This is a genomic window from Streptomyces xinghaiensis S187 (genome assembly GCF_000220705.2).
GTDB lineage: Bacteria > Actinomycetota > Actinomycetes > Streptomycetales > Streptomycetaceae > Streptomyces > Streptomyces xinghaiensis.
This window is the reverse complement of record NZ_CP023202.1, coordinates 4287570-4311917: the sequence shown is the minus strand read 5'-3', so window position 1 is coordinate 4311917 and position 24348 is coordinate 4287570. Positions and strand designations below refer to the sequence as shown.

14 protein-coding genes are annotated in these 24348 nt (G+C 74.1%); 5 read left to right on the top strand and 9 right to left on the bottom strand.

All coding sequences use genetic code 11. The features are described 5' to 3' along the window. Window positions 1-2 precede the first annotated feature (2 nt). Window positions 3-1562 (top strand): polysialyltransferase family glycosyltransferase, encoded by a 1560-nt coding sequence (locus tag SXIN_RS18485; protein WP_095757240.1) that lies wholly within the window; start codon window positions 3-5, stop codon window positions 1560-1562. Between the two features lie 78 nt (window positions 1563-1640). Here the strand turns inward: SXIN_RS18485 and SXIN_RS18480 are convergent, their stop codons facing one another. Both SXIN_RS18480 and SXIN_RS18475 read right to left on the bottom strand, forming a co-directional pair. Beyond that, window positions 1641-3230: a serine/threonine-protein kinase gene (locus SXIN_RS18480; protein ID WP_095757239.1), complete on the bottom strand. Its 1590-nt coding sequence runs from the start codon at window positions 3228-3230 to the stop codon at window positions 1641-1643. Further along, window positions 3227-3967 (bottom strand): hypothetical protein, encoded by a 741-nt coding sequence (locus tag SXIN_RS18475; RefSeq protein ID WP_095757238.1) that lies wholly within the window; start codon window positions 3965-3967, stop codon window positions 3227-3229. Before SXIN_RS18475 ends, SXIN_RS18480 begins: the two co-directional genes overlap by 4 nt. A gap of 346 nt (window positions 3968-4313) precedes the next feature. Here SXIN_RS18475 and SXIN_RS18470 point away from each other — a divergent pair, with 346 nt between their 5' ends. After that, on the top strand, window positions 4314-5156 hold the full coding sequence (locus SXIN_RS18470; protein WP_019711743.1) for a DUF4190 domain-containing protein: 843 nt from the start codon (window positions 4314-4316) through the stop codon (window positions 5154-5156). A gap of 41 nt (window positions 5157-5197) precedes the next feature. Here the strand turns inward: SXIN_RS18470 and SXIN_RS18465 are convergent, their stop codons facing one another. Continuing rightward, window positions 5198-5971, bottom strand: a complete 774-nt coding sequence (locus tag SXIN_RS18465; protein ID WP_019711744.1) for an HNH endonuclease family protein — start codon at window positions 5969-5971, stop codon at window positions 5198-5200. 442 nt (window positions 5972-6413) lie between these two features. Between SXIN_RS18465 and SXIN_RS18460 the strand changes: the two genes are divergently transcribed. Further along, complete coding sequence (locus SXIN_RS18460) at window positions 6414-8492, top strand: neutral/alkaline ceramidase (RefSeq protein WP_095757237.1); 2079 nt, start codon at window positions 6414-6416, stop codon at window positions 8490-8492. Between the two features lie 153 nt (window positions 8493-8645). On the opposite strand, the gene SXIN_RS18455 is transcribed toward SXIN_RS18460, so the two are convergent. The 6 genes from SXIN_RS18455 to SXIN_RS18430 form a co-directional block, all read right to left on the bottom strand. Then, on the bottom strand, window positions 8646-11366 hold the full coding sequence (locus tag SXIN_RS18455; protein WP_019711746.1) for a cation-transporting P-type ATPase: 2721 nt from the start codon (window positions 11364-11366) through the stop codon (window positions 8646-8648). Window positions 11367-11402: 36 nt separating this feature from the next. Beyond that, complete coding sequence (gene mfd / locus SXIN_RS18450) at window positions 11403-14948, bottom strand: transcription-repair coupling factor (protein ID WP_019711747.1); 3546 nt, start codon at window positions 14946-14948, stop codon at window positions 11403-11405. A gap of 269 nt (window positions 14949-15217) precedes the next feature. Further along, the gene (locus tag SXIN_RS18445; protein WP_019711748.1) at window positions 15218-17782 is read right to left on the bottom strand and encodes an ABC transporter permease; all 2565 of its coding nucleotides are present in this window, start codon (window positions 17780-17782) and stop codon (window positions 15218-15220) included. Continuing rightward, window positions 17782-18651 carry an ABC transporter ATP-binding protein gene (locus SXIN_RS18440; protein WP_050931220.1) on the bottom strand — a complete coding sequence of 290 codons (870 nt, stop codon included), beginning with the start codon at window positions 18649-18651 and terminating at the stop codon, window positions 17782-17784. Before SXIN_RS18440 ends, SXIN_RS18445 begins: the two co-directional genes overlap by 1 nt. Window positions 18652-19237: 586 nt before the next feature. Continuing rightward, a complete protein-coding gene (locus SXIN_RS18435) occupies window positions 19238-19759 on the bottom strand; it encodes an SUKH-3 domain-containing protein (RefSeq protein WP_019711750.1) in 522 nt (173 codons plus the stop codon). A gap of 1 nt (window position 19760) precedes the next feature. Continuing rightward, complete coding sequence (locus tag SXIN_RS18430) at window positions 19761-20285, bottom strand: YwqJ-related putative deaminase (protein ID WP_019711751.1); 525 nt, start codon at window positions 20283-20285, stop codon at window positions 19761-19763. A 417-nt stretch (window positions 20286-20702) separates the two neighbouring features. On the opposite strand from SXIN_RS18430, the gene SXIN_RS18425 reads away from it, so the two are divergent. Both SXIN_RS18425 and SXIN_RS18420 read left to right on the top strand, forming a co-directional pair. After that, window positions 20703-21710 (top strand): SMI1/KNR4 family protein, encoded by a 1008-nt coding sequence (locus tag SXIN_RS18425; RefSeq protein WP_039824366.1) that lies wholly within the window; start codon window positions 20703-20705, stop codon window positions 21708-21710. Between the two features lie 5 nt (window positions 21711-21715). Then, window positions 21716-24223 carry an SUKH-4 family immunity protein gene (locus SXIN_RS18420; RefSeq protein WP_095757236.1) on the top strand — a complete coding sequence of 836 codons (2508 nt, stop codon included), beginning with the start codon at window positions 21716-21718 and terminating at the stop codon, window positions 24221-24223. Window positions 24224-24348: the final 125 nt, after the last annotated feature.

The following is a 24348-nucleotide window of genomic DNA, read 5'->3' as shown; positions in this document are numbered from 1 at the left end:
CCGTGGGCGCGAGGACCGGCGGGCCGGAGACCACCGGGCCGCAGACCGTCCAGCTCTTCCAGGTCTCCACGCTCTACGGGGCGGCAACGCTCGTCGCGGCCCTGGAGGGAGGGCAGTTCGGCCCCCGGGAGGACGTCCGCCGGGTGCTGCTCGTCTCGCACAACGCGGCGGTGCCGGAGACCGCCGTCCGGCTCACGGAGATGCGCGGCTGGGACCGGCTGGCCGCCCGTTTCGACGACATCGTCGACTGGAACGCCGCCATCCGCCCGCACCATCCCAGCACCTGGTCGCCGGCGGCGAACGACGCCGAGATCTGGCAGCGCCTCTTCCGCCACTCCTGGCGGCTGGGGGACGGGCCGGTGGAGCTGGCCGTGGAGTCGGTGCAGGTCAGCCCGGCTCGGGCGCTCGCCACGATCTTCGCCGAGAGCACGGTGGACGTCTACGCCGACGGCCTGATGAGCTACGGCCCCACCCGCAACCCGCTGCCGGGCCCCCTCGCCCGCCGCATCCGGCGGCTGCTCCACCCGGACCTGGTGCCGGGCCTGCGGCCGCTGCTGCTCTCCGAGTACGGGGTGCCGGCCGAACTGGTGCCCATCGAGGCGCTGAAGAAGGTGATCGAGGAGATCAGCGGGCCGGATGCGGGAGCCGGGACGGAGCCGGGGCCGGGGCCGGGGCCGGAATCCGGCGAGGACACCGCGGCCGCGGCCGGCGGCGCCACGGCCCCGGGCGCCCCCACGGCCGTCCTGCTCGGCCAGTACCTCGCCGCGCTGGACATCCTCACCCCCGCCGAGGAGGAGGCGCTGCACGAGCGGATGCTGCGCGGGGCCGCCGCGGCCGGGCACCGCTCCGTGCTGTTCAAACCGCACCCCACGGCGCCGGCCCGCTACTCCAGGGCGCTGGAGAAGGCCGCTGCGGAGGCCGGGGTGCGGCTGACCGTCACCGGCACCCCGATGCTCGCCGAGGAACTGTTCCGCAGCGGTGAACTCCGGCTGGTCGTCGGCTGCTTCTCCACGGCGATGTTCACCGCCGCCGTCTGCTACGGCATCCCGGTCGCCCGGGTCGGCACGGATCTGCTGCTGGAACGGATCGCCCCGTACGAGAACAGCAACCGCGTCCCGCTGACGATCACCGATCACCTCATCCCCGGGATCGGCGCGTTCGCGGGGACGGCAGCGGAACCGGCAGCGGAACCGGCGGCGGGAACAGCAGCGGAGACGACGGGGGCGGCGGCCGGGCCCCCGGGCGCGCGGCCGGACTCCTGGGACGTGGACGGGCTGACGCCGCTGGTCCGCACCGTCGGGTTCTGCATGCGCCCGGAGGCGTACCCGTGGCTGCGCGCGGAGAGCGCGGCCTGGCTGGAGGCCCGGCTGGGGAAGGACGGCCGGCTCGGGGAGGACACCCGGCGGTACTTCAAGCGCCGCCGGCTGACCGCCCTCGGTCTGCCCGGGAAGTCGGAGCACTCCTGGCCGGGCCGGCAACTGCGGCGCGTGGCGCGGATGTCCGGGGTGACCCGGATGGCCGGGGCGGCCCGCTCCGCGCGGGGACGGCGGCCCCGGCCGTAGCGGCGGGGAGCACCGCGGCCGGTACGGCCGGAGGCCGGGGCACCCAGCGGGCGCACCGGCCCACCGCGCCCGCCGTGCTCAGCCCAGCCGTACCTGCCGCTGGCGGTCGAGCACGCGGCGCAGTTCGCCGGCCATCGGGTGGTACGGGCCGTACATCCGCTCCACGTCGCCGAGCAGCCGCGACTGCGTCTCGTGCGCCTCTCGGTGGGCGCCGACCGCGTGCAGCAGGGCGCCGATGCGGGAGCGGATCTCCAGCGGGAGGGCGGGCCCGGTGGCGGCGTCCTGCTCGAAGTACGGCAGCACCGCACGGTATTCGGCGATGGCGGCGGACGCCTCGCCGAGCTGCTCCAGGCACTGCGCGGCCTCGTAGCGGAACTGCAGCGCCTCGCGGTGGGCGTCCGGTCCCGATCCGGCGGAGGTCTCGGCGGCGAGCCGGCGCAGCTCGGGCAGGGCGCGGCGGTACTGGCCGTCGTCGAGGAGCGTCGCGGCGTACTGCTTGCGCAGGCTCCGCACGACGGGCGAGTGCTCGCCGTGGTGGGCGGTGGCGAGCGGGAGGACGGAGCCGAGGACGTCCACGGCCTGGGTGAGGCGGCCCGCGTCGAGCAGCCGCTTCACTTCCTCGACGGCGTCGGCGATCGCGGTGCGGCCGGTCCGCTGCGGGGCCGCCGCGCCACCCGCCGCGCTGCGCGGGTCGGGGATCGCGGCGGCGGGCGCGGGCAGTACGGCCGGCGCGGCGGGGAGCGCGCCGGCCCGGTCGGGCCACGGGGCGTGCGGGCGGAGGAAGGGGCGGGTGGGGTCGAGCGGGCCGGGCGGCCCCCCGGGCGCCGAGCCGGGGGACGGCAGCAGCGGCACCAGCGCCTGGTAGACCTCCTGGGCCCCGGACGGCCGGTGCCGCGGGTCCTTGGCCAGCAGCCGCAGCACCAGCGCCTCCAGCGGCTCGGGAACCTCGGAACGCAGCTGGCGCACCGGCACGGGGGCGTCGTAGAGGTGGCGGTGGAGGACCCCGAGCGAGGTGGACGCCTGGAAGGGGACCTGGCCGCTGAGGAGTTCGTGCAGCAGCACCCCGAGGGCGTAGAGGTCGGTGTACGGGCCGACGGCGCCGCCCATGGCCTGCTCGGGCGCCATGTAGGCGGGGCTGCCGATGGGCGAGCCGGTGTGGGTGAGGCGGGTGGTGTCGGTGTCGACGGCGGCGGCGATGCCAAGGTCGAGGACGCAGACCGTGCCGTCCTGACGGAGCATCACGTTACGGGGCTTGAGGTCGCGGTGGACGACGGGCGCCGCGTGCACGGCGGAGAGCACGGCGCAGAGCTGGGCGGCCACGGAGGCGGCCCACGGCCAGGGGTACGGCTCGTGCTCGGCGAGGTGGTCGCCGAGGTCGGCGCCGTCGATGTGCTGCATGACGAGGTAGAGGTCGTCCCCGTCGCTGCCCGCGTCGTGGACGGTGACCAGCCCGGGGTGGTCGACCTTGGCCGTGACCCGGCACTCGCGGAGGAAGCGGCGGCGCATCTCCTCGGCCTCGGGGGCGCCGGCCATGCGGTCGGGGCGGAGCAGCTTCACCGCGATCCGGCGGTCCAGGCGGCGGTCGTAGCCCAGCCACACCTGCCCCATGCCGCCCTGGCCGAGCAGCGTGGAGAGTTCGTAACGCCCGGCGATCACACGGCCGTTCACCGGGGGCCGCTCCCGTCCTCCGCGGCGCCGCCCTCTTCCCTGCGGAGCAGGTCGCTGAGTTCGTCCAGCTCGGCGCGGACGCGGTGGATGCGCTGCGGCTGCGGCCGGCTGCCCGCGGTGCCCGGCGCGTACGGCTCACCCGTTCCGGGCCCGGACGGCGGCGGGCCCTGCGGGGGCGTGGCGGAACCGCTGGGACTCGTGGGACTCGCGGGACCTGCGGGCCCGGCTGGACCGGCGGCGGGCGTGTGCGGGAAGCCGTACGCGGGCACACCGGGTGGCTGCTGCTGCGCCGGGATGCCCCCCGGCCGGGTCGGCACGCCGCCCGCGGCGTACGTCTGGGCCGGGTGCGCCGCCGCGCCGTAGGGGCCGGGGCCGCCGGGCCCGCCGGGCCGGCTCACCGCGACGGGCCGCCGGTGGTACTGGATGTCGGCGACGAGGTAATGGGCGACGACGGCGACGGCCATGGCCATCAGGCCGAGGACCGCGACATCCGACCGCCAGTCCGTCTCCGGAACGGCGTCGACGACGACGAAGAACGTGATCGTCAGCGCCACCACCGCGCCGAACAGCACCCAGTCCGAAGCCCTGCGGCGGAGGAGGGCGATCCGCAGCATGGCCGTCCACGCCAGCAGCCCGAAGAGGATCAGCGTCATCGCCACGAACAGGACCCGCAGCGCGATGACGTTCCCCGCGTCCGGGGGGCGTGGCTGCGGCGGCACGGGAACGGGGCCGTACATGAATGCTCCTGGGGAACGGGTGCCGGTGAGCGGCTCAAATTGAGCGTATACGGGGACCCCGACAGCGCGGCAGCGGTTGTACAGATCCGGCTCACGATCCGGTCACACCTGTGACGTTCCCGGGACGGACGGCGCCGCGCACGGCCGGACAGCCCGTGCGTACGGGCCCGAACCCGGACACCCCGCGCCCTGCCCCCGGCACCTGGGAGGGCGGACCGTCCCGGGCGGACGGCAATGGAACAAGCGACGGAACAGGAACACACATTGACTCCGTTCACAATCATCTGCTCAGATGACACCACCGCTTGACGAACGACCCGCGTTCGCCGTGTCGAAAGGTGTCCCCATGTCCCAGCAGATGTACGGTCCGCCGCCGCAGACGGGCGCCCCCGTGCCCCCGAACGCGCTCCCGCCCCGCAACGGACTCGGCACCGCGGCCCTGATCCTCGGCATCATCGGTGTCGTCATGGGCGTCATCCCGTTCATGTTCTGGCTCGGCGGGATCCTCGGCATCATCGCGCTGATCCTGGGGCTCTCCGGCCGCGGCAAGGCCAAGCGCGGCGAGGCGACGAACAAGGGCACGGCCACCGCGGGCGCTGTCCTCGGCCCGGTCGCCGTGGCCCTGTCGGTCGTCATGGGCGTGGTCACCTTCATGGCCGTGGACGACGCGGTGAAGGAGATCAACAAGTCCGTCTCGGAGACCAGGGGGAAGGGCGCCACCGCGGAGAACGGCGGCGGAGGCGGCGGGAAGGAGAAGGCCGGGGACGACGGCGCGGCGGACTCCGGCGCCGCCGGCGGGGAGACCTACGCGGCCGGCGACACGGTCGTCTACGACGACGGCGTCCAGGTGACCGTCTCGCGGCACACCGCCTACACACCCGGCGAGTTCGCGATCGGCCACACGAAGGGCAACAAGGCCTACAAGGTCACGGTGACCGTCGTGAACAAGGGCAAGGAGAAGTTCGACACCGCCCTCCTCACCGTGGACGCCCGCGCCGGCAAGGACGGCAAGACCGCCGAGAGCATCTTCGACGACAAGATCGGCCAGGGCTTCAACGGCACGGTCGTCCCCGGCAGGACGGCCACCGCGGAGTTCGCCTTCGACACCCCGGCCGGGGCGAAGACCCTGGAGGTCGAGGTCAGCCCCGGCTGGTCGTACAACAGCAGCCACTGGAACCTCGAACTCTGACCCACCGGACCGTCCGGCCCCCGGCCCGGCGCGCTCTCCGCTCAGGCCCCGCACTGCCGGAGCATCATGCTCTTGTCCGGGGCGGTCACCGGCATCTCGTACTTGGCCGCCACCTGCGCGAACCGGACCGCGTACGCGCAGCGGACGGCCTTGTGCGGGGGCAGCCAGGCCGCCGGGCCGGAGTCGCCCTTGACGGAGTTGGCGCGGCCCTCGACCGGCAGCAGGTTCAGCGGGTCGTTGGCGAGTTGCCGGCGCTTGTCCTCCGGCCAGCGGGAGGCGCCCATCTGCCAGGCGTACGACAGCGGCACCACATGGTCGATCTGCACCTCCGTGGCCTCCCGCTTCTTCCAGGCGATGTCCTTGCCCGTGTACGGGTCGGCCAGCGTCATGGAGACCACCACGCAGTCGGAGCCGGAACGGAACTCCAGCTTCTGGCCGTCCCGCTGCATCAGGTCGTTGCGGGTGTCGCAGCCGTTGCGGGCCATCGGCACCCCGTCGGCCGTGTCCATCCAGGCGTAGCCGAACTCGTCGCGGTCGTAACCGGTGCGCGGGCCGCGGCCCTTGGTGCGCACCTCCTCGATCAGCTTCCGCGCCTCGGCCCGTTCGGCGGACCCGGTGACGGGCGCGAGGCCCGGCTTCGTGCCGTCGGGGTTGTCGAGCGGGCCGGCCGAACGGCCGTCCGCCGCGGAACCGGAGGCACCGCCGCCGTCCTCCGCGAGATCGTCCAGGGAGCCGGGTTCGCATCCGGTGAGCACGAACACGGCGGATGCGGCGGCGGAGACGGCGGCCAGGGCGGTACGGCGGCGGGATATCACAAGGCGTCAGTCCCATCGGGGTGGCGGAGCGTCCACGGCGGTGCGGAGGGTGGAGCGGAGCGGGCGGAGTGGTGGGCCGCGGCGCGGCTGCGGCCCCGGTCCGGGCATCGTATGCCCCGCCTCGGCGGCCCCCCGGACCGGCCGCCGGACGGTGATCGGAGAACGGCCGGGGGCGGCCGGAAGGCGGCCGGAAGGGAGCCGGGCGGCGTTCGGTACGGCATTCCGGACACGCGTGGGCAGCGGCCGGCGCCCGCCGCCCGGCCTCGCGGAAACCTCCCGCCGGCACCCAGGTGTTACCGGCCGTAAGCCGACTTGGTCACGCCTATTGACCCGCCAGTAACCCCAGCCCCATCCTGAGCCCCGACCCGTGGTGCGACGGGGCGCCGGAAAGCCCCGGCCACCGGACCACCGCCCTCCCCTCACTCCCCCGGGGGCTTCACGCATGCCGATACGGACCACCCGCCCCGCAGACCGCCGCCCGCGCCGCGCGGGCCGCCCGGGCCACCGCCGGGCGGTCGCCCTCACCGCCGCCGCGGCCACCCTCGGCTCGCTCCTCCTCGGCTCCGCGACCGCGGCCCCGGCGAACGCCGCGGCCGACGGCTACCGGGTCGGCGTGGGCATCGCCGACATCACCGGCGAGGCCGCCGAGGTCGGCATGATGGGCTACGCCCGGCTCGACCAGGAGACCTCCGGCATCCACTCCCGCCAGTGGGCCCGCGCCTTCGCGGTCGCCGACGGCAGCGGCGGCCGCACGGTCTTCGTCTCCACCGACCTCGGCATGATCATGCAGGGGGTGCAGCAGGACGTCATCCGCCGGCTCGGCGAGCGCTACGGCTCCCGTTACACCGACTCCAACGTCGTCCTCTCCGCCACCCACACCCACGCCGGCCCCGGCGGCCCCTCCCACCACCTGCTCTACAACCTGACGATCCTGGGCCACAAGAAGAAGACCTACGAGGCCATCGTCTCGGGCATCGTCCGGGCCGTCGCGGCGGCCGACGCGGACCTCGCCCCCGGCAAGGTCAAGATCGCCACCGGTGAGCTGGACGGCGCCAACGTCAACCGCTCCCAGGAGGCGTTCCGGCGCAACCCGGCCGAGGACCGGGAGCGCTTCCCGGACGGCGTGGACCGCTCGATGACCGTGCTCCGCTTCGAGCAGGAGGGCCGGCCGGTCGGCATGGTCAGCTGGTTCGCCACCCACGCCACCTCCATGACCCCGGAGAACACCCTCATCAGCCCGGACAACAAGGGCTATGCGCAGTACCACGTCGAGCACGACGTCAACGGCGTCGAGTGGGGCGAGCGGGGGAAGTTCGTCGCGGCCTTCCCGCAGTCCAACGCCGGCGACATGTCGCCCAATCTGCGCGAGGGCGGCGCCAAGGGCCCCACGGACGACGAGTTCGAGAACACCGAGATCATCGGGAAACTCCAGGCCGGCAAGGCCGTCGAACTCTTCAACGCGGCCAAGGAGGAGCTGACCGGCCCCATCGCCCACCGCCAGCGCTACGTCGACTTCTCCGGCGTCGAGGTCGGCCCCGCGTACACCGGCGACGGCCGGACGCACAGCACCTGCCCGGCGGCGCTCGGCCAGGGCTTCACCGCGGGCGCCGAGGACGGTCCCGGGCCCGACATCGCGGAGGAGGGCGAGCTCAAGCCGAACCCCCTGCTCACCGTCGCCGGGGCGGTCGTCGCCCCGACACCCGCCGCGGTGCGCGAGTGCCAGAAGCCCAAGCCGGTCTTCATCACCACCGGGGTGCAGAAGCCGTCCTGGACCCCGCAGATCCTGCCCCTGCAGCTCGTCCGTATCGGGCAGCTGACGCTGACCGCGGCCCCGGCCGAGTTCACCGTCGTCGCCGGGCACCGCGTCATGGACACCGTCGCGGAGAAGCTCGGCCCCTCCTCCCGGCACACCGTCTTCGCCGGCTACTCCAACGCCTACTCGGGCTACGTCACCACGCCCGAGGAGTACGACGCCCAGCACTACGAGGGCGCGTCCACCCACTTCGGCCGCTACACCCTCCCCGCCTACCAGCAGGAGTTCGCCGAGCTCGCCTCCGCGCTCCGCTCCGGGGAGCCCACCCCCAGCGCCGTCCGGCCGCCGTGGCTCGGCAACACCCAGCTCGACGTGAAGCCCGGCGTCGTCCTGGACTCCCCGCCGCTCGGCAAGCAGTTCGGGGACCTCGCCGAACAGCCGGCCGCGGGCTACGCGCCCGGTGAGCGCGCCGAGGCCGTCTTCTACACCGGCCACCCGCGCAACAACCTGCGCGGCGAGGGCACGTTCCTGGAGGTGCAGCGGCAGACGGCGAACGGCTGGCGGACGGTGGCCACCGACAACGACTGGTCCACCACCTACCGCTGGAAGCGCTCCTACGCGGCCGTCTCCACGGCCACCACCGGCTGGGAGATCCCGGCGGACGCCGCCCCGGGCACGTACCGGTTCGTCCACCGCGGGGACAGCCGCAACCTCCTCGGGGAGATCGACGGCTTCACCGGCGTCTCCCGCACCTTCACGGTCGGCTGACCGGCCCGGCAGGGCTCTCCCCGGCCCCGCCCGGCCTCCCCGTCCCCTCCCGGGGCGCGGCGCCCGTACCCCCGGCGAACGGGGGTACGGGCGCCGCCGTGTGCGCGCCCCGGCGCTCACCGGGTACGGAGCGCGGGCCTGGGCCCCCTGCGGCTACACCCACTGCCGCCGCAGGCGCTTGTCGACCGCGACGACGAGCGAGGCCAGGGCGGCGATGCCGAGAATGCGGAGCCAGGTCTCCCCGTTGATCGGGGTGGTCTCGAACAGGGTGTTCATGGCCGGCAGATACGTGATGGCGAGCTGGCCCAGGGCCTGCACGGTGACACCGCCGATGATCCACTTGTTGCTGAACGGACCGATGTGCCACATCGAGCGGGTGAGCGAGCGGCAGCTGAACAGGTAGAACAACTCGACGACGACGAAGAGGTTGAGCGCGGCGGTGCGCGCCTCCGCCAGCCCGGCGCCCTCGGCCCGCTCCCAGCTGAACAGCCACCAGGATCCGGCCACGAGCAGCGTGGAGACCAGCACGACACGGAAGGCCAGGGCACCGGTCAGCAGCGGTCTGTCCGGATCGCGCGGAGCCCGGGCCATGATCCCGGCCTCCTTCGGCTCGAAGGCGAGCATCAGGCCGAGCGCCACGGCCGTGGTCATGTTGATCCACAGGATCTGGGTGGGGAGGATCGGCAGCGCGGAGCCGAACAGGATCGCCGCCAGGATGACGAGGCCCTCGCCCATGTTCGTCGGCAGCGTCCACACGATGAACTTGGTGAGGTTGTCGAACACCCCGCGGCCCTCTTCGACGGCGGCCTCGATGGTGGCGAAGTCGTCGTCGGTGAGCACCATGTCGGCCGCCTCCTTGGCGACCTCGGTGCCGCCCCGCCCCATGGCGATGCCGATGTTGGCCTGGCGCAGGGCGGGAGCGTCGTTGACGCCGTCGCCGGTCATGGCCACCACGTGGCCGCGCGATTGCAGCGCCTCGACCAGCCGGAGTTTCTGCTCCGGGGAGACCCGGGCGAAGACCCGTGCGCGGTCCACCGCCTCCGGGTACTCCTCCGCCGGCAGCGCGTCCAGGTCGGCGCCGGTGAGTACTCCCGCGTCGCCGCGCGAGCCTCCGACGTCACCGAAGAGATGGAGCCGCTCGGCGATGGCCCCGGCCGTGGCCGCGTGGTCCCCGGTGATCATCTTGACCGTGATCCCGGCGGTGTGGCAGGCCCGGACCGCCGACGCGGCCGCCGGGCGCGGCGGGTCGAGCATCGCCTGCAGCCCGGTCAGGGTCAGGGTGCCGTCCAGCGTGTCCTCACCGAACGCGCGGGGGTCCGGGTCCGTGCGCACCGCGGTGGCCAGCACCCGCAGCCCCCGGCCCGCCAGGCCCTCCGCGGCGCGAAGCACGGCGTCCGCGTCCAGTTCCCGGACGGTGCCGTCCGCGGCCGATTGCCCGCCGCACAGCGGCAGAACCCGTTCGACCGCACCCTTGACCAGCACGACGTGGCCGGTGCCGCCGCCGGAACCGGGATCGCGGTGGAGGGTGGCCATGAACTGCCGTTCGGAGCTGAACGGAAGGGTGCCGGCCCGGGCGTACTCTCCCGGGAGCGCAGCCGGGTCGAGCCCGCCCTTGGCGGCCGCGACGAGCAGCGCGCCCTCGGTCGGATCGCCGACGAGCCCCCACCGCCCCTCCTCGTGGGTGAGGGCCGCGTCGTTGCAGGCGGCCCCGGCCAGCAGGGTCCACCACAGCGCCGAGCGCGGCCGGGGCGCGGCCACGGTGCCGTCCGTTCCGTGGACGATCTCCCCCTCGGGCGCATATCCCGACCCGGTCACCTCGTACTCGGCCCCGTCCGGGGTCCACACCGCCCGGACCGTCATCTGGTTCTCGGTGAGCGTGCCCGTCTTGTCCGAGCCGATGACCGTGGTGCTGCCCAGCGTCTCCACCGCCGGGAGCTGGCGGACCACCGCCTTGCGCCGCGCCATCCGCGCCACCCCGATGGCCAGCGTGATGGTGACCGCGGCCGGCAGCCCTTCGGGGATGGCGCCCACGGCCAGGGCGACCGCGGCGGTGAAGGTCTCCGCCCCGTCCTGCCCGCGCGCCAGGCCGATGCCGAAGGTCAGCGCCGCCAGCGCCAGGATGGCCACCGTCAGCACCTTGCTGAACTGGTTGAGCTTCGCCGTCAGCGGGGTGACCAGCGTCTCGGCGGACCCCACCAGCCGGTGGATCGCCCCCAGTTCCGTCTCGCCGCCGGTGGCGACCGTGACACCGGTGCCGCTGCCCGCGGTCACCAGTGTCCCCGAGTAGAGCATGTTGTGCCGGTCGGCGACCGCGGCCGTGGCGGGCAGCACCGTCTCGTCCTTCGCCACCGGCACCGACTCGCCCGTCAGCGCCGACTCGTCCACCCGCAGCGACACCGGCCGGATCAGGCGCACATCGGCGGGGACCTTGTCCCCCGCCTCCACCAGCACCAGGTCACCGGGGACCAGCTCCTGCGAGGGCACCATCCGTTCGCGGCCGTCGCGCACCACCCGGGCCCGGGTCTGCACCATCGACCGCAGGGCGTCCAACGCGGCCTCGGCCTTCGACTCCTGCACGAATCCGACGACCGCGTTGACCACCACGACGCCGAAGATCACCGCGGAGTCCGTGTACTCGTGCAGCAGGGCCGTGATCGTGCCCGCGGCCAGCAACACATAGATCAGCGGATGGTGGAACTGCCGCAGCACCCGCAGGAGCAGGCCGCCACCCGTGGCGGCCGGCAGCACATTGGGGCCGTAGCGCTGCTGCCTCCGGGCCACCTCGCCCTCGTCCAGGCCCCGGTGGGGGTCCGTCTCCAGCAGCATCACCACTTCGTGGGCCGCCAGTCCGTGGTGCGCCTCCGTGGGATTCATCGCCTTCCCTCATCCACCGCCGTTACGACACCGCCGTCAGGACACCACCGTCGTCAGGAACTCCCCCGTCCACGCCAGCAGTTCGCGGCCGACCAGCGGCTTGCCGCCGATCCGGGCCGTCGCCGGGCGCGGCACCAGGAGCTGCCGCGTGGCCGGCTTGATCACCGCCCGCGGGTGGAGCCGCTTCAGCCGCAGCTCCTGCGACTCCCGCAGCTCCACCGGCCCGAAGCGGATGCTGGAGCCCTGGAGCGTGATGTCCGTGACCCCGCAGGAGCGGGCCAGCATCCGCAAGCCGGCGACCAGCAGCAGGTTCTCCACCGGCTCCGGCAGCTTTCCGTACCGGTCCGTCAGTTCCTCGCGGACGGCGGCGATGTCCTCCTCGGAGTTCGCGGAGGCGATCGCCCGGTACGCCTGGAGGCGCAGCCGCTCGCCGGGCGCGTAGTCGTGCGGGACATGCGCGTCCACCGGAAGTTCGATCTTGACCTCCAGCGGCGGCTCCTCCTCCACGCCGCCCTCCAGGGAGGCGCGGTAGTCGGCGACCGCCTCGCCCACCATCCGGACGTAGAGGTCGAAGCCGACGCCCGCGATGTGCCCGGACTGCTCGCCGCCGAGGAGGTTGCCCGCGCCGCGGATCTCCAGGTCCTTCATGGCGACGTACATGCCCGCGCCCATCTCGGTGTGCTGCGCGATGGTGGCCAGCCGCTCGTGGGCGGTCTCGGTGAGCGGCTTCTCCGGCGGGTAGAGGAAGTAGGCGTAGCCGCGCTCGCGGCTGCGGCCGACGCGGCCCCGCAGCTGGTGGAGCTGGGAGAGGCCGAAGGTGTCGGCCCGTTCCACGATCAGGGTGTTGGCGTTGGCGATGTCGATGCCGGACTCGACGATCGTCGTGGACACCAGCACGTCGAACTTCTTCTCCCAGAAGTCGACGACGACCTGCTCCAGCGCCGACTCCGACATCTGGCCGTGCGCGGTCGCGATCCGCGCCTCGGGCACGGCCTCGCGCAGCCGGGCGGCCGCCCGGTCGATGGACTCCACCCGGTTGTGGATGTAGAACACCTGTCCCTCGCGCAGCAGTTCGCGGCGGATGGCGGCGCCGATCTGCTTGGTGTCGTACGGGCCGACGAAGGTGAGGACCGGGTGCCGCTCCTCCGGCGGGGTGGTGATCGTGGACATCTCCCGGATGCCGGTGACGGCCATCTCCAGGGTGCGCGGGATGGGCGTCGCGGACATGGTCAGCACGTCGACGTTGGCACGGAGCTTCTTCAGCTGCTCCTTGTGCTCGACGCCGAAGCGCTGCTCCTCGTCGACGATGACGAGCCCGAGGTCCTTGAACTTGGTCTCGGAGGAGAACAGCCGGTGGGTGCCGATGACGATGTCGACGGACCCCTCCCGCATCCCCTCCAGAACGGCCTTCGCCTCGGTGTCGGTCTGGAAACGGGACAGTGCCTTGACCTTGACGGGGAAGGCGGCGTAGCGCTCGGAGAAGGTGCCCATGTGCTGCTGCACCAGCAGGGTCGTGGGGACGAGCACCGCGACCTGCTTGCCGTCCTGGACGGCCTTGAAGGCGGCCCGTACCGCGATCTCCGTCTTGCCGTAGCCGACGTCGCCGCAGATCAGCCGGTCCATCGGGACCGACTTCTCCATGTCCTCCTTGACTTCGGCGATGGTGGTGAGCTGGTCGGGGGTCTCCGCGTACGGGAAGGCGTCCTCCAGCTCGCGCTGCCAGGGGGTGTCCGCTCCGAACGTGTGGCCGGGAGCGGCCATCCGGGCCGAGTAGAGCCGGATGAGGTCGGCGGCGATCTCCTTGACCGCCTTCTTGGCGCGGGCCTTGGTCTTCGTCCAGTCGGCGCCGCCGAGCCGGTGCAGCGTCGGGGCCTCGCCGCCGACGTACTTGGTGACCTGCTCCAGCTGGTCGGTGGGGATGTAGAGGCGGTCGCCGGGCTGGCCGCGCTTCGCGGGCGCGTACTCCACCAGCAGGTACTCGCGGGTGGCGCCCTGGACGGTGCGCTGCACCATCTCCAGATAGCGGCCGACGCCGTGCTGCTCGTGGACGATGTAGTCGCCCGCCTCCAGGGTCAGCGGGTCGATGGTCTTGCGGCGGCGGGCCGGCATCCGGGCGCCGTCCTTGCCGGCGGTCTTCTGGCCCGTGAGGTCGGTCTCGGTGAGCACGGCCAGTTTGAGGCCGGGGTCGGTGAAGCCCTGGTCGAGGGTGCCGCAGGCAACGTGGACGACGGACGGGGCGATCGCCTCCGGTCCGTCCCCGAGGCCGTCCTCCAGCCGGGCGGGGATGCCCTCGCCGCCCAGGACCTCGGCCATCCGGGCCGCCGTGCCGTGGCCCTCGGTGAGGTAGACGGCGCGCCAGCCGTCGGCCAGCCAGCCCTTGGTGTCGGCCAGCGCGCGGGCGGTGTCGCCGCGGTAGCTCTCGGCGGCACGCATGCCCAGTTTGACGGTGTCCCCGCCGGCCTCCTCGTCGGCCGCGAAGGGGCTGACCGACCACCAGGGCATCCCGATCTCCCGGGCCCGTTCCCGGACCTCGGCGATGCCCCGCAGGGAGGCCGCGCCCACGTCGATGGGGGCCTCGCCGGTGTCCGCCATGGCGGTGGCCGCCCAGGACGCCTGGAGGAACTCCTGGCTGGTGGCGACGAGATCGGCCGCGCGGGTGCGGACCCGCTCCGGGTCGCAGACGACGGCCATGCTGCCCTCGGGGAGGACGTCGATCAGCAGTTCCATCTCGTCGACCAGGACCGGCGCCAGGGACTCCATGCCCTCCACCGCGATCCCCTCGGCGATCTTCCCGAGGAGTTCGCCCAGCTCCGGGCGGCGCTCGGCGAGCTCCGCGGCCCGCCGCCGCACGTCCTCGGTGAGCAGCAGCTCGCGGCAGGGGGGCGCCCACAGGCCGTGCTCGGCGACCTCCAGGGAGCGCTGGTCGGCGACCTTGAAGTAGCGGATCTCCTCGGCCTCGTCACCCCAGAACTCCACCCGCAGGGGGTGCTCCTCGGTGGGCGGGAAGACATCGAGGATGCCGCCGCGGACGGCGAAGTCGCCGCGCTTCTCGACCAGCTCGACCCGGGCGTACGCGGCGGCCGCCAGCGCCTCGGTGATCTCGGCCAGATCGGCGCTCTCGCCCTGCCGCAGGCTGACCGGCTCCAGCTCCCCGAGCCCCTTGACCTGCGGCTGGAGCACCGAGCGCACGGGGGCGACGACGACCCGCACGGGGCCCGCGGACGGGTCGTCGGCCGAGGGGTGGGTGAGCCGGCGCAGCACGGCGAGGCGGCGGCCGACGGTGTCGGAGCGCGGCGAGAGCCGCTCGTGCGGCAGCGTCTCCCAGGAGGGGTACTCCACGACCTCGTCCGGGGGCAGCAGGCAGCGCAGGGCGGCGGCGAGGTCCTCGGCCTCACGGCCGGTGGCGGTGACGGCCAGCACGGGCCGCCCGGTGTCCCGGGCCAGGGCCGCCACGGCGAAGGGGCGGGCGGCCGGCGGGCCGACGAGATCGACGTGCGGACGCCGGCCGTCGGTGGCGGCCCGCACCGCTTCGGCGAGCGCGGGGTCGCGGACGACGGCGTCGAGCAGACCGTGCAGGCTCATGGGGGCTTATTCCGTCCCGGGAGGAGATGGGCAACGCGAACGGCCCGGCACGTCCCCGCCGCGGCTGTGCTGCGGCGGGCGGACGGTCCGGGTAACGCTCTCAGCCTACGTCGCCGCACGGACAGCCGTGGCCGCGCGGCGGCGGAGGCCCGCGGGAACAGGACGCAGGGATCAGGGGGCAGGCAGGGGCCATCCGGGCCGGGAACGGAGCGGGCTCCGGACCGCCGAGTGGTCCGGAGCCCGCGCGTTCGAGACGGCCGGCGGCCGCGCTACTCGGTCGCGATGGCGTTCAGCACGTTCATCCGCCCGGCCCGGAACGCCGGGACCAGGGCCGCGATCAGTCCCACCAGCGCCGAGCCGAAGAACACGGTGATGATCGTCGGCCAGGGGATGTCCAGCACGCCCAGGCCCTCCAGGGCCAGCAGCTGCTGGGTCGCCGCGCCCCAGGCCATGCCGAGGCCCAGACCGAGGCCCGCGCCGAAGAGGGCGATGACCACGGACTCCAGGCGGATCATGCGGCGCAGCTGGCGCCGGGAGAGGCCGATGGCCCGCAGCAGGCCGATCTCGCGGGTGCGTTCGACCACCGACAGGGCGAGGGTGTTCACCACACCGAGGACGGCCACGATGATCGCCAGGGCGAGCAGCCCGTAGACCATGTTGAGCAGCTGCCCGATCTGGTCGCGCAGGGTCTCCTTGTAGTCGGCCTGGTCGCGGACCTTGTACTGCGGGTAGTCCTTCAGGCTGTCCTTCAGGGCGGCGTACGCCTGGTCGGCCTTGCCCTCCTCCGCCTTGCCGAACATCATCATGTTCGCCGGCATCTTCCCCTCGGGGAGGTACCGCTCCACGGTGGCGATGTTGACGTACATCGCCCCCTGGTCGACCGAGGTGTCCTGGGTGGTGATCGCCGCCACCTCCAGCTCCGCGGACTTCCCGCCGGTGAACTCCGCGGTGACCGTCTCCCCGAGCTCGATGCCGTGGTCCTTGGCGAAGTCCTCCGGGACGGACAGGGCGTCCTCGCCGTACGCGGCGGAGAGCTCGCCCGCCACGGTCTCCACCCGCAGGTCCTCGGCGTAGGTCGGGTCGGCGGCGGCCAGACCGGTCTCGGTCTTCTTCCCGTCCGGCGTGGACAGCTCGACGCGGACGAACTTGTAGTCGGTGACGTGGGCCAGGCCGGGGGTGTCCTTGACCGCCTGCTCCGCCTCCGGCGTGATCAGCTGACCGGTGTCGGAGCCGACGATGAAGTCCGCCCCGACCGACTTGTCGAGCTGTTCCTCGGCGGAGGCCACCATGGAGGAGCCGACCACGGACAACCCCGCGACCAGCGCCAGGCCGATCATCAGCGCGGCGGCCGTGGCGCCCGTACGGCGCGGGTTGCGCAGGGCGTTGCGCTCGGCCATCCGGCCCACCGGCCCGAAGAGCCGCAGCACGACCACGCTGATCGCCCGGACCACGACGCCCGCCAGCAGCGGGCCGATCACCACGAAGCCGATGAGGCTGAACACGATGCCCAGGGAGAGGAACTGCGCCCCCTGCCCGGCCTCGTCCGCCCGCGCGGCGAGGACGAGACCGGCCGCGCCGATGGCCGTCAGGACCAGCCCGACCACGGCCCGCACCCGGCCGGCCCGGCCGTCGGCCGGGGTGCCCGCGTCGCGCAGGGCGGCCATCGGCGAGACCTTCCCCGCCCGGCGGCCCGGGAGGTAGGCGGCGACGACGGTGACGACGACACCGAGCACCAGACCGATCAGGGGCGTGGTCGCCTTGACGGTCAGGTCGGAGGTGTCGAGGTTCATCCCGACCAGGCCCATGAGTTCCATCAGGGCGATGGCGATGCCGATGCCCGCGCCGATGCCCAGCAGCGAGCCGACCAGGCCCAGCAGCAGCGCCTCGGTGAGCACGGAGCGGTTGACCTGCTTGCGGCTGGCCCCGATGGCGCGCATCAGGCCGATCTCGCGGGTCCGCTGGGCGACCAGCATGGAGAAGGTGTTGACGATCAGGAAGATGCCGACCAGGACGGAGATCCCGGCGAAGCCGAGCAGCGCGTACTTCATGAAGTCGAGGAAGCCGCCGACCTCGTCCGCGGCCGAGTCGGCCGCCTCGTCCTTCGTCTTCACCTCGAAGCCGCCGCCGAGCTCCGCGATGACGTCCTTCTTGAGCTGCTCGTCGGTGACGCCGTCGGCCGCGGTCAGCAGCACCTGGCTGACCAGGTCGGTGGAGCCGAGGAGCTTCTCCTGGGCGGTGGGGCGGTCGAAGAACACCAGTGCGGCGCCGGGGTTGGTGGCGGTGAACTTCGCGATACCGGTGATCTCCGCCTCGGTGGTGCCCCGGAAGGAGATGACCTTGACGGCGTCGCCGAGCTCCAGCTTCTTCCGGTCGGCGGTGTCGGCGTCGACGATGACCTCGGTCGGGCCGCGCGGGGCGTGACCGGAGACCAGCTCCATCACCGAGTCCTCCTCGGCCCCCCAGTCGCTGGCGATGGTGGGGGCACCGGTGTCCGGCGAGAGGTTGTTGCCCTGGTCGTCGACGAGGGTGACGCGCTCGTCGAAGACGTCCGCCTGCGCCTTCTCCACACCGTCCAGCTTCTCCAGCCGGGCGGCCGTGGCCTCGGGGATGGTGGGCGCCTTACCGGTCTGCTGGGCGTTCTCGTCGGTCTTCGCCGAGACGGTGACGTCCGAGGCGGTCGAGGCGAACAGCTTGTCGAAGGTGGTGTTCATGGTGTCGGTGAAGACGAGCGTGCCGCACACGAACGCCACCGACAGCAGCACCGCGACGGCGGAGAGCACCATGCGGCCCTTGTGCGCGACGAAGTTGCGCAGGGAGGTCTTGAGGACGGTCATCACGCCCTCCCGCGGGCGGACGCGGCCGGGTCGGACGGGGCGTGTGCGGACAGGCCGGAAGCCGCGTGCCCGGGGGCCTCGTGTCCGGGGCCCTCGTCCGCCGAGAGGCTGAGCATCCGCTCCAGGACCCGCTCGGCGGTCGGGTCCGGCATGTCGTCGACGATGCGGCCGTCGGCGAGGTAGAGGACCCGGTCGGCGTAGGCGGCGGCCACCGGGTCGTGGGTGACCATCACGATCGTCTGGCCCAGCTCGTCCACGGAACGGCGCAGGAAGCCCAGCACCTCGGCGCCGGCCCGGGAGTCGAGGTTGCCGGTCGGCTCGTCACCGAAGATGATCTCCGGCCGGGCGGCCAGGGCCCGCGCCACCGCGACCCGCTGCTGCTGGCCGCCGGAGAGCTCGGTCGGCCGGTGCTTCAGCCGGTCCCGCAGGCCGACGGTGTCCACGACGCGGTCCAGCCACGCCTGGTCGGGCCTGCGGCCCGCGATGTCCATGGGGAGGGTGATGTTCTCCAGGGCGTTGAGCGTGGGCAGCAGGTTGAACGCCTGGAAGATGAAGCCGACCCGGTCCCGGCGGAGCCGGGTGAGCTTCTTGTCCTTGAGGCCGGTGATCTCCGTGTCGCCGAGGTGGATCTCACCGGCGGTGACGGTGTCCAGACCGGCCAGGCAGTGCATCAGGGTCGACTTGCCGGAGCCGGAGGGGCCCATGATCGCGGTGAGGCGGCCGCGGTCGATGTCCACGTCCACCCCGTCCAGCGCCAGCACCCGGGTCTCCCCGGAGCCGTACGCCTTGACGACCTTGCGGGCACGAGCCGCGACGGCCGTATGTCCTCCGCTGCCCCCGGTCCTGGGATTCGATACAGCCGTTGTCACGGTATGTCTCCTATGTCGCTACGAACAGTGTCGGGCCGCTGCGGCCCGGGTGATCGGTGGTCGGTGGTGCGGTGGTCCGGTGACCCGGTCCCGGTGGTCCCGGGTGGCCTCGCGGTTCCGGCCGCCGGCACGGACGGTGCCGCGCCGGCCGGCTGCCTCCAGCCTGCCGCCCCGGCCCGTCCGGCACGATGGGGCGGGGCACCCTCCCCGCGGTGGGGATGGCCCCACCCCGGGGTCCCCGGCCGCGCCGCCCCCGAGCACCGCACCACCAGATTAGGAGCGACCGGACCGCCCCTCATCCTCCGGCGGTACGAAACCGCTCCTCCCGTGGGTACGGATCTCCCCCTAGGGGCCTCCGCCGGGTGGAGGAGCCGGCCGCCCGCACCGGCCGCACCGCCGGCCGCGCCCCCGGCCTCCGGCACCCCTGCGACCAGTCGGAATACCGATCTTCCGCAACCGGGCCGGCCATGACGTGTGCGTCGTACACGGACCCGCGCCGCTTCCCCGTGGCCCTCCCGCCGGAACCCGGCGGCGCGGGCCGGGCCGCGGAGCCGGCGGGGGAAGCCCCGGCCGCCCCCGGCCGTTCTCAGCCGCCGTCGACCGTCAGCCGCTCCGGGCGGCCGCCGGTGACGAGGGTGGTGAGAGCCGCGTCCACGCTGTGCCCCAGGAACCAGTCACCGGTGTGGTCGAGGCTGTAGACCCGCCCCTCGCTGTCGACGGCCAGAACGGCCCGCCCCCTGCCGGGCTCCGGGCCCGGGGCCTCCTCGCCCAGCGGGCAGATCTCCGTGCCCAGCGCCCGCCCCAGGTCGGAGAGCGTCCGCGCCAGGTGCAGCCCGCACATCGGGTCGATCAGGCAGGTCGTGGGCGCCACCTGGAGCCCCGCGGGCGCACCCGCGATCCGCAGCCCCCCGAACTCGGCCCACGCCTCGACGGCCGCCGGGAACACGGTGTGCCGGTGGCCCGCCGGCGACACATGGGCGCGCAGGCCGTCGGCCCACATCTCGGCCTGCCGGATGTCCCAGCGGCCCGGCCGCCAGCCCGCCTTCCGCAGAGCGGCGTCCACGGCGACCGCGAACCGGTCGGTGGCCGTACGGTCGAAAGCGCGCACATCAGCTCCTGTCCGGGGCGGACACCGAGGGGTCGACGGCACGGACGCCGAAATGCGCCAGCAGCGCCGTGCAGGACCGGCAGGGCGGGGCGTACCGGCCGTGCCGGGGGTCGCCGTCCTCCCGGATGTGCCGCGCCGTCAGCTTGGCCTGCTTCAGCGCCTTCCGCGCCTCGCCGTGGGTCAGCGGCCGGCGGGCGGCCCGCTTGCTCCGCGCACCCTCGACCTCGGCCAGCTGCCGGGAGAGCAGCAGGGCCTCGGGGCAGCGGCCGGTGAATCGTTCACGCTGAGCCGTGCCGAGCCGGTCGAGGAAATCCTGGACCAGCGGATGGAGCACCGGCGGCCGGTCACCCCGCCCCGCCGTGGCGGTGAGGGTCTTCCCGCGCACGGAGAGCGCCGCGGCGACCGCGGGCAGAATGCCGTCCCGGCGGTGCCGGAGAACCGGCGGCCGCGCGGGACCGGCGTCGCTGCTCCATCGCAGCCGCGGGTCACCCGGCGGGGTTGCCGGGAGGTCCTGGGTGGCGCTCATTCGGTGGATCCCCTCCTGTGCAATCCCCCTGGTTGCGGGGACAGCCTGCCAAACCGCCGGGGAAATCAGGAAGTCCGGCGGGCACCCTCCGCGCGTCGCACGACCGCAGGTCACCGGCGGGTGACAGGTCGTCACAGGAAAGACGACAGACACCCCGAAAGGGTTATCCCGGGCCGTCCGGGAACGGAAGCGCGCCCGCCCCGCGAACACCGGTGCAGCCGCCCCGGCCACCTCCGGGCACCCGGGCGCCCGGCCAAGGGCCCGTACGAGCCCCTCCCCGGCGCCCGAGGACCCCGCGCCCCCGCACCGAATACCCCCGAATGGCGTACACCCCCGCCCCGCCACCGGGACGGGACCCCCACCCCCGGCACCGCATAGGCTGTGCGCCAACATCGGACGCAGCAGGGGGCAACCGCCATGACGACAGGCCGGCCCGGGCTGGGGGCGCCTCCCAGCCCCCGGGCGGGGGAACACCCCGCGCCACCCAACACCGCCTACGCCGGGCAGATCGTGCACTTCCCGGACCCGGTCCGCGCGGCCCGGTACCCCGGCGGCGTGCGGATCGACGAGAACGGCCGTCCGGACTTCTCCCCCTACGCGCGCGCGGCCGCCGAGATCGCCGACCCGCCCGAGGGCTTCGGCGTCGACGAACTCCGGCTCACCGACTACGTGTCGGCCAACGCCGCCCTGCACACCGCGGGCCACGACCTCTGGGGCAGCCTCCCGCCGGTGGCCACCCCGCACGGCTGGACCTGGCACCACGTACCGGACAGCCGCCGGATGGAACTCGTGCCCGTCGAGGTCAAGGCACTGCTGCGGCACCACGGGGGACTGGCCACCGCCTCCGTCGACCAGGACAAGCGCGGCACCCGCCCCCTGCAGGAGACCCGGCCCGCCCACCTCGGGCTGCCCAAGGGCGCCCTGTCCGTCACCGAGGCGCAGGTCCTCGGCGCCGAGGAGGACCTCGGCTACCGGCTGCCCGGCGCCTACCGGTCCTTCCTCAAGGCGGCGGGCGGCTGCGCGCCGGTCGGCGCCGCGCTCGACGCCGGACTGGGCCTCCTCGTCGACCAGCCGTTCTTCACGGTGCGCGACGAGGCCGCCGTCAACGACCTCGTCTACGTCAACAAGTGCCTGCGCGACCACCTCACCAAGGACTACCTGGGCGTCGCCTTCGTCCAGGGCGGGCTCCTCGCCGTCAAGGTGAAGGGTTCGGCGCTCGGCTCGGTGTGGTTCTGCGCCTACGACGACGCGCGCGACCACGACGGCCTCACCGTCCAGGAGCGGGTCGAACAGCTCCTGCTGCCCTGCGGCGACGACTTCGACGACTTCCTGCGGCGGCTGGCGGGCAGCCCGCCCGAACTGGAGACCGTGGCCAACCTGATGGTGGACGGCGGCTTCGCGTACGCCGTCCCGGTGGAGGGATGAGCGCGATGGTGACCTTCGCACAGGCGCAGGAGCGCGCCGAGGAGTGGATCAACGGCGACGTCCCCGCGTACCAGCACCGCGAGGTGAAGGTACGCGAGTTCGACCTGGGCTTCGTGGCCTGGGCCGAGGACCGCGAGGACGGCCCCACCTCGGACGGCGGCCGGTCCCGGCTCGTCATCGCCCGGGACAGCGGCGACGCCACCCTGTGGCCCGCGCTCCCGGTCGGCGAGATCATCCGCCACTACGAGGAGCGCTACGGCGCGGCCCCCCTGGACACCGGCGACGAACCGGCCGAACGGCCGCAGCGGGTCGACCTGGAGGCCACCTCCTTCCTGCTGACACCCCCGCAGTGGCTCCAGGACGCCGCCGACCAGATCGGCATCCCGGACCGCAGGCGGGACTCCGCCACACCGGCTGCGGGCTCCGGACCGGCGGCGGACGCGGACACGGGCCCGGGCACCGCTGGGGGCTCGGCTCCCGGTGGCGCGCCGGGAGCGGGATCCGGCACCGTCTCGGGTGCGGGATCCGGCCCGGGTGCGGGATCCGGCTCCGCCACGCCCGCCGCGGCCACCCCGTCCGGCGGCGCGCCCGTCGCGGGCACCGCCTGGCCCGAGGCCGGCTCGTCCGGAGCCTCCGGCTCCCCCGGCGGGACGGGCTCCGCCGCCGGGAACGGCCCGGGCCCCTCCGCGCGGGACGGCGCCCCCGCGGCCGCCCCCGGCGCCGTACCCGGCCCCGCCGCGCCTCCCAGCGGAACCCCCTGGGCCGGCACCGACATCACCGCGGGGCCCGACGACGCCTCCGTCGACCTCCCCGCCACCGTCTTCGCACCGCCGCTGGCCGGCGAGGACGGAGACGAGGCAGCGGGCCCGCGGCAGAGTTCGCGGGCGCACGACCGGACGGAACTGATGTCCGGGGGCAGCCAGTTGCCCCGCACCACCGTCGCCCCGGCCGTCGGCGAACCGTCCACCCCGGGCGGCACCGGTACCGGCGGCGCCCCGGCTCCGGGCGGCACGCCGCGGGCCCCGCAGGCCCCGCAGGCCCCGCAGGCCCCGCAGGCCCCGCAGGCCCCGGGCACGGGTACACCCCCGCCGCCCGGCCCCCCGGGAGCCCCGGGAACGTCCGGCACCCCCGGCACTCCCCCGCCGCCCCCCGCGCCCGGCGCGCCGGGTGACGGCGCGCACCATGCCGCCACCATGCTCGCCGGACCCAACCCGGGCGGCCCCGCCGCGCCGGGAGCACCCCATCCCCCCGGCCCGCCCGGCACCCCCGGCGCGGGCACCCCGCCGCCCCCCGGACCGCCCGGCACCCCCGGCGCTCCCGGTGGGCCGGGGGCCCCCGGCGCCGACCCCCACTACCAGGCGACCATGCTCGCCGGACCCAACCCCGGCGGCCCCGGAGCCCCTGGAGCACCCGGAGCGCCCCACCCCCCGGGCCCGCCCGGCACCCCCGGCACGCCGCCCGGCGCCCAGCCGCCGCCCCCGCCACCCGCCCCGGGCGCGTACGGCTACCCGCAGGCACCAGCCGGTCCGCCCATGGTCGGCCCCGGCTACATGGCCGTCCTCCGCTACCGCGCGCAGGACGGCTCGGAGCAGCAGATCATCCGCCGCTCCGCCTACGGCACCCCGCACCCGGAGTGGCAGATCCTGCACGAACTGCGCGCACAGAACGTGCCGCCGCAGCAGGTGCTGGAACTCCACACCGAACTGGAGTCCTGCGACCTGCCCGGCGGCTACTGCGCCCGGATGGTCCGCGAGACCTTCCCCCAGGTGCGGATCAGCCACACCGCTCCCTACGGCCGTGACCACGCCACACGGCAGCAGGGCGTACGCCATCTGATCGAGCACCAGGGCGAGTTGCACCAGGTGGCCGACGGCCCGGCACGCCCCGCGCCGAACCGGGTGCCGCTGCCGCACCCCGGCCAGGTGCCGCCGATCCCGCCGGTGCCGGCCGAGGGCCTCGCCCACGAACTGGCCCAGTCCTTCGGCCCGCAGGGGCTCTTCCGGTTCGACCAGCACGCGGTCTCCCGGCAGGGCGTGCCCGACATCGTCGCGCAGACCCTGGTGTGGGCCGGACTGCCGGTGGACTTCGGCCCGTTCTTCTGGGCCCAGGCCCAGCCCGGCCGCCCCGTGCCGACCCTGGCCGAACTGGCAGCCGAACGCGGCGTGCAGCCCGCCCCGGACGCCGGCTCGTACCTCGTCATGGGCAGCGACTTCGGCCGCCAGCTGTGCGTGCAGTACGGCACGGCCAACATCGTCGCCGTACCGATCGAGGCGGGGCCGGGCGGACAGCCGGTCCCCCCGCAGTTCGTCAACACCGGACTGCCCGAATTCGTCCGCTGCATGGCCATGCTCGGCCGCATGTGGCGGCTGCGCTACGGACTGACGCCCGAACAGGCCGGCCGCTGGACCGTCGACTTCCAGGCCCAGCTGATCGCCCTCGACGCCGCCTGCCTGTCGTCCCCCGAGAGCTGGTGGTCCGTCATCCTCGAACAGATGTGGGACGGACTGCTCTGACCCCGGCGGCCCGCCGCCGCCCTTCTCCCTCCCGGTACGCCGCCGGGTGCCCCGACACCCCGGGCACCCGGCGGCGTCCTCACACGGCCCGCCCCCGCCGTGCCCAACCCGCCGCACCGGACGCC

Excerpts from the sequence above, each read along its gene's own strand:
- SXIN_RS18470 (WP_019711743.1), top strand. The coding sequence starts at position 4,314 with ATGTCCCAGCAGATGTACGGTCCGCCGCCGCAGACGGGCGCCCCCGTG.
- SXIN_RS18420 (WP_095757236.1), top strand. The coding sequence starts at position 21,716 with ATGGTGACCTTCGCACAGGCGCAGGAGCGCGCCGAGGAGTGGATCAAC.
- SXIN_RS18430 (WP_019711751.1), bottom strand. The coding sequence starts at position 20,285 with ATGAGCGCCACCCAGGACCTCCCGGCAACCCCGCCGGGTGACCCGCGG.
- SXIN_RS18475 (WP_095757238.1), bottom strand. The coding sequence starts at position 3,967 with ATGTACGGCCCCGTTCCCGTGCCGCCGCAGCCACGCCCCCCGGACGCG.
- mfd (WP_019711747.1), bottom strand. The coding sequence starts at position 14,948 with ATGAGCCTGCACGGTCTGCTCGACGCCGTCGTCCGCGACCCCGCGCTC.
- SXIN_RS18455 (WP_019711746.1), bottom strand. The coding sequence starts at position 11,366 with ATGAATCCCACGGAGGCGCACCACGGACTGGCGGCCCACGAAGTGGTG.
- SXIN_RS18445 (WP_019711748.1), bottom strand. The coding sequence starts at position 17,782 with ATGACCGTCCTCAAGACCTCCCTGCGCAACTTCGTCGCGCACAAGGGC.
- SXIN_RS18460 (WP_095757237.1), top strand. The coding sequence starts at position 6,414 with ATGCCGATACGGACCACCCGCCCCGCAGACCGCCGCCCGCGCCGCGCG.
- SXIN_RS18425 (WP_039824366.1), top strand. The coding sequence starts at position 20,703 with ATGACGACAGGCCGGCCCGGGCTGGGGGCGCCTCCCAGCCCCCGGGCG.